Below are 9253 nucleotides of genomic sequence, written 5' to 3'. Positions count from 1 at the left end.
TGGCCTGTCGAAAACCTCGCCGGCATCCCTGCCGGCGACCCTTCGGGCGGATCGACCGCCTCCCGCCGCTCCCCAGGGGCCCCGGGTAGAGCGCGGGCGTCGTGCCCGCAGAAGCTGGAGCGAAGCCGAAGCCGAAGCCGAAGCCGAAGCCGAAGCCGAAGCCGAAGCCGAAGCCGAAGCCGAAGCCGAAGCCGAAGCAGAGCAGGCAGAGCAGGCAGAGCGGGCAGAGCAGGCAGAGCAGGCAGAGCGGGCAGAGCAGGCAGAGCAGGCAGAGCAGGCAGAGCAAAGCCGGGTCGGAGCGTACGAACGTGGTTGACCGCGCTTTCCGCGCCCAGCCCGCACGCCTTCAGCCCGCACGCCTTGCGCGGCCCATCGCCACCGCCAGAGCCCCTCTCCCTGTGGGAGAGGGGTTGGGGAGAGGGTCCGGTCTGCGTGGCAATCATCAATTACGCCGCGCAAGTTCTTCCCGACACCCCAACACCCAACACCCAAGTCCCCACTCCCCAGATCGGGCATTTCGCGCTACCTTCACCCGCCTACGCGGCTCCGCCCTTCATTTCAAGGAATCATTCGATGTCAAAACTCTCCCGCAGCATCCTGATCCTGCTTGCCTTCGCCGCCGCTCCAGCAGCCCTTGCACAGACCGTCCAGGTGGCGCGCTCGGCCCCGTACGCCGAGGACGCCGACATCCAGCGCAAAGTGCGCGAAGAGTGCACCGAGCTGAACACCCAGCTGCCCCTGTTCACGCAGGAGTTCGCTCGCGAGAACGGCCTGCAGGTGGAGCTTGTCGACACCATCGATACGTCCGCGGAAGGTCGCGTACTGCAGCTGGAGATCGTTGATGCCGTCAGCATGGGCAACGCTTTCATCGGCCACCAGAAATACAGCCGCGTGCGTGGCGCGCTGTTCGAGAACGGCGAGCAGATCGCCGACTTCCGCGGCCGCCGCAACTCGATGGGCGGTGCGTTTGCCGGCTACAAGGGCTCGTGCTCCGTGCTCGGTCGGACTGTCAAAGCACTGGGCAAGGACATTGCGCAGTGGCTGGCGAATCCGCAGCCGGGGGCTCAGTTGGGGGATTGAGCACTCGGCCCTGCTGTCCGGGTTGCCGCGACTGCCGAGCGCAACGCCGTCGCTGCGCTGACAGCTTCGGACAAGCAATCCTGAAATCGCTTCGGTCAGCCGGTTCGGCTGAATCACGCCTGGGCATCGGCACGCTGAGAGTCCAGGGCGCTGTCGTGGTGTTGTCCAGCAGCGTCGTTATCTCTCCACCATCGAGATTTTGTTGCTCAGCATGAAAACCGGATCCTGTCCTGCCTGTGGGGAACTCCAAAGGTGGCCGTCTCGGCTTCGCATGGCGATCGGCGGCACGAGCGCATGCCGTTCGTGTGGTGAGCGCTTGGCCACCAACGAAGTGTGGTCGCGCAACTGCAATGCGGTGGCCGGATTCCTGATATGTGCCCCGTATCTACTAAGGCAGCGGTACCTGCCGGAGATACCGGGCTACGCTTTCGTGGGCTGGATTCTGTTTGTCTGGCTGGGTGCGATTGCTGTGCTCGCGATGGGGGCGCTTCAAGTTCCTCCACGGCGCCTGCCATTCTTGAAAGTGCTGGGTTTCTCCGCACTGCTGCTCGCTGTGATCGGACTCTTTTTGCTGAGCATGGCTGGCCTACAGCGGCTTGTGGATTGATTCGCGGGTGCCATGAGAAAAAGGGACTCGGTGCCCCGAATGCTCACTCGTTGAACAAGTGTGCTACGTAGGCTCGCGCTGAGCCGATGGCGAAGCCCTGCAACGCACGCTCAACGCTGGCGGCGAGATCTGGTGGCGCGATGTTGGGCTTCGCCTTCGGCTCAGCGCCAACCTACCCAAACTTGTGCCGTCAACGTTGCTCGCTTTCGGCTTCGGCTTCGGCTTCGGCTTCGGCTTCGGCTTCGGCTTCGGCTTCGGCTTCGGCTTCGGCTCCGGCTTCGCTCGTGCTTTGGCTTTGGCTTTGCTCGGCTTCTGCGGGCACGACGCCCGCGCTCTACCCGGGGCCCCTGGGAAGCGGCGTGAGGTGGTCGAATCGCCCGAAGGGTCGCCGGCAGGGATGCCGGCGAGGTTTTTGACAGGCCAGGGATGGCCTGTCCAAAAACCCCGACCGCCTCATGCGTACCCGGAGTGCAGGATGCACGTAGGGCGCGGACGAGGGGTGGCCTTCTCTTTGGTTACTTTCTCTTGGCCACTCAAGAGAAAGTGACTCGGTCGGCCCGCAGGGCCAACCGAAAGCTCTTGATCTTCGCTTCGAGCAACGAGGCAGCGGATCCGCATGAAGCACCGAGCGGAAGCAGAGCCGAGAACAGCGATTCGGCCAGGTTTGGAGCGAGCGCTCCCCCCGCCCTCACCCCAACCAGGGGCAGCAACCGAACGCCCCGACTTTCTCCACGGGGAGAGAGGCAGAAACTGTGGACCCTACGCCGCCCCTTTCCACTCCGGCGTCAGCAGCGACCCAGCAGCCTCAACCGCAGGCGCACCTGCCAGCAGCGCAACGACTGCCGACACATCCAGCGCAGGATGCGTTTCGCGCGCAAGTTCGAGCAGCTCTCCGGCGAGCCGTCGCAAGCACACCAGGTTCGAGCGCATCCGCGCCTTGAATTCGGCATCGCTGAGCGCATCACGCAGGGCGCGGTTCAACTCGGCGAACCAGCCCAGCCGGGCCTGATCGAGGAAGGCCGCTGAATCGACCGCCGCGTGCGGTCGGGAGTTGGCGGCGCACCAGCGCTGCAGCAGGTCCTGCAGCGCGAAATTCAGCGCCTTGGCCTCGGCCAGCTCGGGCTTCAGCCGCGACAGCGTGGTGAGATCGTCGATGCGTCCGCTGAAGAACAGTGCCGCCAGCACACCCCAGTAGTAGGTGTAGTCCCACAGCACCTTGAGCGGCATCACCTGGGCGTCGCCGAACAGGCCGTACTGGCCGCGGTACATCGCCATGGTGCTTTCGTAGAAGCTGAAGTACAGCTGCTCGTACACACCTGCATACGGCTGCCAGGCTTCGTTCGCCAGGTCCTTGCTGATCAGGCGGGCGATGTAGGTGTTGCTGATCGCGATGAAGTCGCTACCGGGCGAGTAGAACGGGTCGAGGAACACGCCGGCCTCGCCGGTCAGCGCCCAGCGGTTCGGGCTGAACACCTGCTTGCAGCCGTAGCTGAAATCGCGGAAGAAGGCGAAGTCCTGCAGCTTGTCGCGCTGTGGCTCGAGCGCGGCGAACAGGCGTGGTTGGTGTTCCGACAGCCAGTGCATGGCCTTGTCGAAACTGTTCATCGTTTCCAGCGGGTGGGTATCCGCCGCACACACGATGCCGACCGAGTGCGAGCCCGACGACAGCGGAATCAACCACACCCAGTAGCCGGGGCCGACCAGATGATTGGTGCTGCGCCAGCGCTCGGGCGGGCTGCAGCGGGCCAGCCACTGTTCATCGCCGGACCAGTCGTGGATGTCGATGCGGCCGTCGATGCGGAACCACACCGCGTTGGCGTGGTGGCCGTTGTCTTCGGCCAGGCCGAGTTTGCGTTTGATCAGGCCGGCGCGGCCGGCGGCGTCGATCACCCAGCGTGCCTGGGCGTGGTGGCGGCTGCCGGCTTCGTCCCACTCGACGTGATGCGCGCGCTCGTCGTCGCGCAGGTCGATCTGGCGCACTACTGATTCGGTGCGGAAGTCGATCCCCAGCGCTCGTGCGCGCTCGCCAAGGAAGTTCTCGAAGCGGCCGCGGTCGAGTTGCCAGGCACCGGTCGGCAGTGACTGGCTGGCGCCGAGTTCGGCGCAGCGATGCGGCGCGGCGTGGCGGTCGGAGAAGAAGAATCGGAAGCCGAACTTGACGATCTGCTCGGCGTCGAGATGTTCGCGCAGGCCCAGCACGGTGCCGAAATAGTGGGCGGCGATTTCGACCGTGCTCTCGCCGATCTTGAATGCCGCCTCGGGCACCGGGTGTGCGCGCCGCTCCAGCACGCGGATGCGCAGCGCCGGGTGCTGGCCGCGCAGCTGCAGGGCAAGGCTCAGGCCCGCCAGGCCGCCGCCGAGGATCAGTACGTCGGTGTCGGTGTCGGCTGCTGCCGTGGCGTCGGTAACTGTGCTCATGCGTTGGAGGCTCCAGCAACGGCCGTGTCGACGGATTCCACCGCCGACATCGGGCCCGGGTCGAAGATCTGTGGGCGCGAGCGCCGCGCCTGGATGTAGCGCGGGATCACCCGGCCATACGTCCAGACCCGGCCGACCACGTGCGAGGTGATGCGGTAGAGGTCGGTCAGCGGGCGGAAGTGGCTGCGGCGGAACTGACCGGCCATGCCGTCGCCGGCGTAGCGCGATTCGATCGGCACCGAGACGCAGCCCATGCCGAGCCGGCGCGCCGCCTGGATCAGGATGTCGGCTTCGAACACGAAGCCCTGACCTGCGACATCGGCGATCTCGCACAATGCGCGCGGGTAGTAGCGTTGGCCGCTCTGGGTGTCGGCGATGCGGTAGCCGGTGGCCCAGGCGATGCCCCAGTCGCCGAACTCGTTGGCCAGCCGGCGATGGATCGGCTGTTGGGCGCGTTTCTTCAGCCGCGCGCCGATCACCACGTGTTCGGGGAAACGTGCCGCGGCGGCGACCAGGCGCGGCACATCCGCCGCCAGATGCTGGCCGTCGCCGTCCATGCTGAGCACGCCGTCGACGTCGAGTTTCAAGGCGGCGCGGAAGCCGCTGCGCAGGCCTTCGCCCTTGCCGCGGCGGCTGTCATGCCGGATCAGGGTGATCGGCAGGTCGACCAAGGCCGCCACCGTGCCGTCGCTGGAACCGTCGTCGACCACGATCACATGCGGCGTGTACAGCAGGGCGCCCTGCACGACTTCGCGGATGCGCAGCTCTTCGTTCAGGGCCGGAATCACCACGGCGGTGCGCTGCAGCTCAGTCATGACCGATCTCGATGGCAAGCAGGCTGCCGTTGCCAGCGTCCAGAGTGCAGCGGGCGTCGCCGCCGGCCAGCGCCTGTGCCAACACCGCGGCCGGGCCCATCGCATTGGCCGCGACGGCTTCGATCAGCGCGCCATGCGCTGGGGGCACGCTGCCCTGCTGCAGGTCGAGCTTGAGTGTGGTGCCATTGCCAAGGCCGTCAGCGCGGCCCAGCACCAGGGCGAAACCGAACAGGCCGGCGCTGCGGGAGGTGTGCGCTACCGGGCCCACGGCGAAGCTGTCGTAGGCCACCAGCAGTACGCGATCGGTGTCGCAGGCCAGCTGCAGCGCAGCCTCGATCAGGCCCTGGCCGAAGCTGGCGTCGAAGGCCGAGATCGCGGTGGCGGGCTGGTGGCAGCCAACGCCGATGGTCCAGTAGCCGGCGGCGGCGTTGTGCACCGAGTTGTGGAAGCGGGTGGGCGAGACATCGGTCGGCGTGCCGGACAGGGTTTCGCACATGTAGTGGGTGATCGCCAGATCGCCGTGGGTCGAGGTGAACACCGAAGCCAGCTCGGACGGGTCAGCGCCGGCAGCACTGCAGGCGGCCTGGGCGACATCCAGCGCCAGCAGCACGGAATCCGGCGCGCGGCGACGCTCGTTGGCCGGCAGCATGGTCGGGCTCGGGCGTTTCGGCGCGCCCTCAATGCGGCCGCCTTCGCCGCGGGCGAAGGCGCGCAGGCTGGCCCAGTCGGGCAGGCCGTCGGTCCAGGCGCCGATGCCCAGCACGTTGATCTCCGGCAGGCGGCTCATGCGCGCGCCTCCGCGCCGAACACCAGCGAGCAGTTGTTGCCGCCGAAGCCGAACGAATTGTTCATCGCGATGCGCACCTCGGCGCGGGTGTTCTCGCGCAGGATCTGCGGGCCGCAGGCCGGGTCGGGCGCATCGCAGTTGAGCGTGCCCGGCAACAGGCCGCTGTCGATCGTTGACAGCGCGAGCAGCGATTCGACGATGCCGGCGGCGCCTAGCGTGTGCCCGGTGTAGGCCTTGGTCGAACTGGCGCGCAGGTGCTCGCCGAACAGGCGCGCGACCGCCCCCGCTTCGATCTGGTCATTGATCGGCGTGGCGGTGCCGTGCAGGTTGAGGTAGTCGACCTGCTCCGGCGCAAGCCCGGCGCGCGTGATCGCCGCCTGCATGCACAGGCGCGCGCCGAGGCCGTCCGGGTGCGGGCTGCTCATGTGGTGGGCGTCGGAGGATTCGCCATAGCCGAGCAGGCGCGGGCCGGCGCCCTCGCGTTCGAGGATCGCGTAGCCGCCGGCTTCGCCCAGCGACAGGCCGCGGCGGGCGACATCGAAGGGTCGGCACTGCTCGGACGAGACCAGGCCCAGCGCGTTGAAGCCGAACAGCACGCTGCCGCACAGGGTGTCGACGCCGCCGACCAGGGCTGCATCGACCACGCCGGCATGGATCAGCCGCGCGGCCTGCGCAAACACCTTGGCGCTGGAGGAACACGCCGTGGCCACGGTCACGCAGGGCCCGCGCAGGCCGGTGGCGGCGGCCAGAAAGCTGCCCAGCGAATGCGGGGTGTGGATGATCGGGCGGTCAAGATCGGCCGGAAACCGATCGCCGTCCAGCCGCGCATACGCCTCCTCGGAGGCGCCGATGCTGGAGGTGCTGGTGCCGATGATCAGCGCCACCCGCGCGGCGCCGTAGCGCTCGATCAAGGCTGCGACTTTGTCCGCCAGCCCGTCCTGCTGCAGGGCGAACCAGGCCAGACGATTGTTGCGGCAGTCCCAGCCGAACAGATGTTCGGGCAGTTCAACCGACTCCAGACCGTCGACGCGGCCGATCCAGGTCTCCAGCGCAGTGGCCGAGAAATCATTGCGGCGCAGGCCGCTGCGGCGAGCGGCGACGGCCGCGCTCAAGGCAGCAAGACCCGGCCCGCAGGCGGTGGTGGCAGTACGGGCGGTGATCGCCAGCGGCGGCATGGCTGAAGACATCGGTGTAGCGGTTCCCTGGATTGGGTTGCGGATGGAGCGGTTGCGGCCAGATCGGCCGCGGATTATAGGTTGGGGCGACCGGGCGGGCCTTCACTTCTGCGGGAATGGGGAATCGGGAGTGGGGAATCGTTGGAGCAGGCTGTGGCGAGCTTCCAGTGAATTGCCTGCGCCGAGACCGTGCGAGCGGCAGTGACTCGCATCACTCGCCGAAGCTGACCACAATGCGCGGGTCGGCTTCGAGCCTCGGCGTGCACGCGTGCGCGCTGCAACCATTCCCGACTCCCGACTCCCGACTCCCGACTCCCGACTCCCGACTCCCGACTCCCGACTCCCGACTCCCGACTCCCGGTGCCACAGCAATGACCCGCCAAGCCCACCGTCTGCGCATCCTGCGCGACAGCGATGCCCTGCACGGCTTGCTGATCGCCGGCCTGGCCCTGCTGCTCAGCGGTGGCGCGCTGTACCTGCTGTACGTGATTCGGGTCTGGAACGTTGCACGACGGTCGCCGGCCTGGCCCGAACTTGATCCCGACGCTGCCACCCGCGTGCTGCTGTTCGGGAAACGCTGCGACAGCGGCGAACCCGACAGCGACTTCGCCCAGCGCATCCAGCGCGCACTCGCTCTGGCCGGACGCCACCCGCAGCTGGAACTCCTGCTGCTGGGCGGTGGGCCGCATCCGACCGAGGCCGAAGTGGCCGCACGCTGTCTGCGCGAGCGCGGTTTGCCGGGCTCGGCGCGGGTGACTCTCGAGGACCAGTCGCGCGACACCCTGGAGAACCTGCGCCATGCGCGCGCCCTGCTGCAGAACGGGCAGGGTGAGGTGCTGCTGGTGTCCAGCCGCTACCACCTCGCGCGCTGCAGCCTGTTCGCGCAGTGGCTCGATATCCCGCATCGCCTGTGTGCGGCGGAAGAACAGTGGGCGCCGAGCTGGCGCGAGCGCGGCCGCATGCTGCTGGAGGCCGGCTACATGCACTGGGTCGACATCTCGCGCCGCTGGGCGCGGCTGATCGGGCATCGGCGGATGCTGGCGAAGGTCAGCTGAGTCCGAGTGAGTCTGTCACCCGCGGTCAGGTAACCGCCAATCCGGCGCTATCGGTGTTCGCGTGATCAAGGCGGGCGCACTGCTTGGGCAGGCCTCGGATCCCTTGGTTGTCGGAGAGACTGAGCTCGCGGACCCACGTCGACAGCAACTCTATCGCCCTTCAGGTGGGTGCCCGTGCGCTTGAGCTTGCCCCCATCGCTGAACACGTCGGCGCGCCAGTTTTGCACGGCGGTTTGCATGCCATCGAACAACTCGGCCATCCTGGTGTGGGCCTCGCCCAGCGCGGCGCTGAAGTCGCTCGCGCCCGGAAAGCCCTGTCCCTTGGCGGCTCCGGCGATCACCTGCATCGCCAACCCCGCATACACGTTCTCGCCGCTGCGCTGCAGTTGTTCTGTCGCAGTGCTGTTGGCATGCTGCGAACGCCTTCCCTCGGAGTCTCCGCATGTCCCTGCTCAGCGCTTCTGAACTGGCCTGGTATGCCACGGGTCGCTTCTACAGAGCCGCCGACGGCAGCCTGGCCGACTACGGCTATTTCCTGCATCTGCCGTTTCCCGACTGCCGCATGTTCTCCGGGGCGCCGGGCGAAACCACGGCCCACTTCACCTTCGCCGCGCAGCCGTTCAAGGGTCGCACTGCCAGCAATGGCAGCCTGTCGCTGGCGCTGGATGCGGTGGGTGAGTTCTCGCTGTATCTGCAGCGCATACCAGGCGGCAACTTCGACAGCCCGGCTTCGTTCGCCCAAGGCGAGCGCATCGCGGTGTTCCGTCGCAGCACGATGGTGGTCGACACCACGCTCAGCGCCAGCGCATCGCCAACCGCCGCGCCGACGCCCGTTCTGATCGCGAATCTGTTCACCGCCTGGCTGATCGACAGCTCGCCGTTCGAGCTGCAGGGCACCCGCTATGACCTCGGCGCTGCAGTCGGCCGTGGCGTCACCCAGTTCGGGTTTGCGGCGACAACACCGGTGGTGCCGGCGCCAAGCGGCTACACCGCCGTGGTGCCGTTCACTGGCTCCGCGATGGCCTTGGGCCGATAGGGGCTGCGGCGGAAATGCCGTGTCGGACCGGCCTTCAATACTGATCTGCATGACCCTGCAGGCGCGAAACTTCGGCCCGCTTCCGCTTCGCCGCACCGGCTGACACCGACAACAGCAGCAGCGAGGAAGACCGGCCTTGGAATGCGGCCAAACCGTAAGCGTCCGCCCACCTCACCTACCTTCCTTACCTGATTCTCCCGACCGTCTCCGGTTTCCCCAACGGAGGACCGGTCGATGGCGTGTTCGGAGGCGTGGCGGTGGCGGGCGCATGTGCGCTCGC

At 67.4% G+C, this 9253-nt stretch carries 10 protein-coding genes and 1 pseudogene; 5 read left to right on the top strand and 6 right to left on the bottom strand.

What is annotated here, in order from left to right:
* The 3 genes and pseudogenes from ACIQ7H_RS20930 to ACIQ7H_RS20920 form a co-directional block, all read left to right on the top strand.
* Window positions 1–316 (top strand): annotated as a pseudogene (locus tag ACIQ7H_RS20930) (hypothetical protein); the annotation flags it as partial.
* Window positions 317–573: 257 nt separating this feature from the next.
* Complete coding sequence (locus tag ACIQ7H_RS20925; protein ID WP_395795209.1) at window positions 574–1080, top strand: hypothetical protein; 507 nt, start codon at window positions 574–576, stop codon at window positions 1078–1080.
* Between the two features lie 316 nt (window positions 1081–1396).
* Window positions 1397–1687, top strand: coding sequence for a hypothetical protein (locus ACIQ7H_RS20920; protein ID WP_395795207.1), 291 nt, complete (start codon window positions 1397–1399; stop codon window positions 1685–1687).
* Window positions 1688–1877: 190 nt separating this feature from the next.
* Here the strand turns inward: ACIQ7H_RS20920 and ACIQ7H_RS20915 are convergent, their stop codons facing one another.
* The 5 genes from ACIQ7H_RS20915 to ACIQ7H_RS20895 all read right to left on the bottom strand — a co-directional run bounded on the left by ACIQ7H_RS20915 (window position 1878) and on the right by ACIQ7H_RS20895 (window position 6882).
* Window positions 1878–2009, bottom strand: a complete 132-nt coding sequence (locus ACIQ7H_RS20915; protein ID WP_395795205.1) for a hypothetical protein — start codon at window positions 2007–2009, stop codon at window positions 1878–1880.
* Window positions 2010–2446: 437 nt separating this feature from the next.
* Window positions 2447–4105 (bottom strand): NAD(P)/FAD-dependent oxidoreductase, encoded by a 1659-nt coding sequence (locus ACIQ7H_RS20910; RefSeq protein WP_395795203.1) that lies wholly within the window; start codon window positions 4103–4105, stop codon window positions 2447–2449.
* Entirely contained in the window at window positions 4102–4920 is an 819-nt protein-coding gene (locus ACIQ7H_RS20905; RefSeq protein ID WP_395795201.1) for a glycosyltransferase family 2 protein, read from the bottom strand. Before ACIQ7H_RS20905 ends, ACIQ7H_RS20910 begins: the two co-directional genes overlap by 4 nt.
* On the bottom strand, window positions 4913–5707 hold the full coding sequence (locus ACIQ7H_RS20900; protein WP_395795199.1) for a beta-ketoacyl synthase chain length factor: 795 nt from the start codon (window positions 5705–5707) through the stop codon (window positions 4913–4915). Before ACIQ7H_RS20900 ends, ACIQ7H_RS20905 begins: the two co-directional genes overlap by 8 nt.
* Window positions 5704–6882: a beta-ketoacyl-[acyl-carrier-protein] synthase family protein gene (locus tag ACIQ7H_RS20895; protein ID WP_395795211.1), complete on the bottom strand. Its 1179-nt coding sequence runs from the start codon at window positions 6880–6882 to the stop codon at window positions 5704–5706. The genes ACIQ7H_RS20900 and ACIQ7H_RS20895 overlap by 4 nt, the downstream gene beginning before the upstream one ends.
* Window positions 6883–7253: 371 nt before the next feature.
* Here ACIQ7H_RS20895 and ACIQ7H_RS20890 point away from each other — a divergent pair, with 371 nt between their 5' ends.
* Window positions 7254–7937, top strand: a complete 684-nt coding sequence (locus ACIQ7H_RS20890; RefSeq protein WP_395795197.1) for a YdcF family protein — start codon at window positions 7254–7256, stop codon at window positions 7935–7937.
* Window positions 7938–8002: 65 nt separating this feature from the next.
* On the opposite strand, the gene ACIQ7H_RS20885 is transcribed toward ACIQ7H_RS20890, so the two are convergent.
* Window positions 8003–8284 (bottom strand): hypothetical protein, encoded by a 282-nt coding sequence (locus tag ACIQ7H_RS20885; RefSeq protein ID WP_395795195.1) that lies wholly within the window; start codon window positions 8282–8284, stop codon window positions 8003–8005.
* Window positions 8285–8379: 95 nt separating this feature from the next.
* Here ACIQ7H_RS20885 and ACIQ7H_RS20880 point away from each other — a divergent pair, with 95 nt between their 5' ends.
* Entirely contained in the window at window positions 8380–8973 is a 594-nt protein-coding gene (locus tag ACIQ7H_RS20880; protein ID WP_395795193.1) for a hypothetical protein, read from the top strand.
* Window positions 8974–9253: the final 280 nt, after the last annotated feature.

This window comes from Aquimonas sp. (assembly GCF_044377145.1).
Classification (GTDB): domain Bacteria; phylum Pseudomonadota; class Gammaproteobacteria; order Xanthomonadales; family Xanthomonadaceae; genus Aquimonas.
The sequence above is the reverse complement of the archived record's forward strand: the minus strand, read 5'-3'. Positions and strand labels throughout refer to the sequence as shown.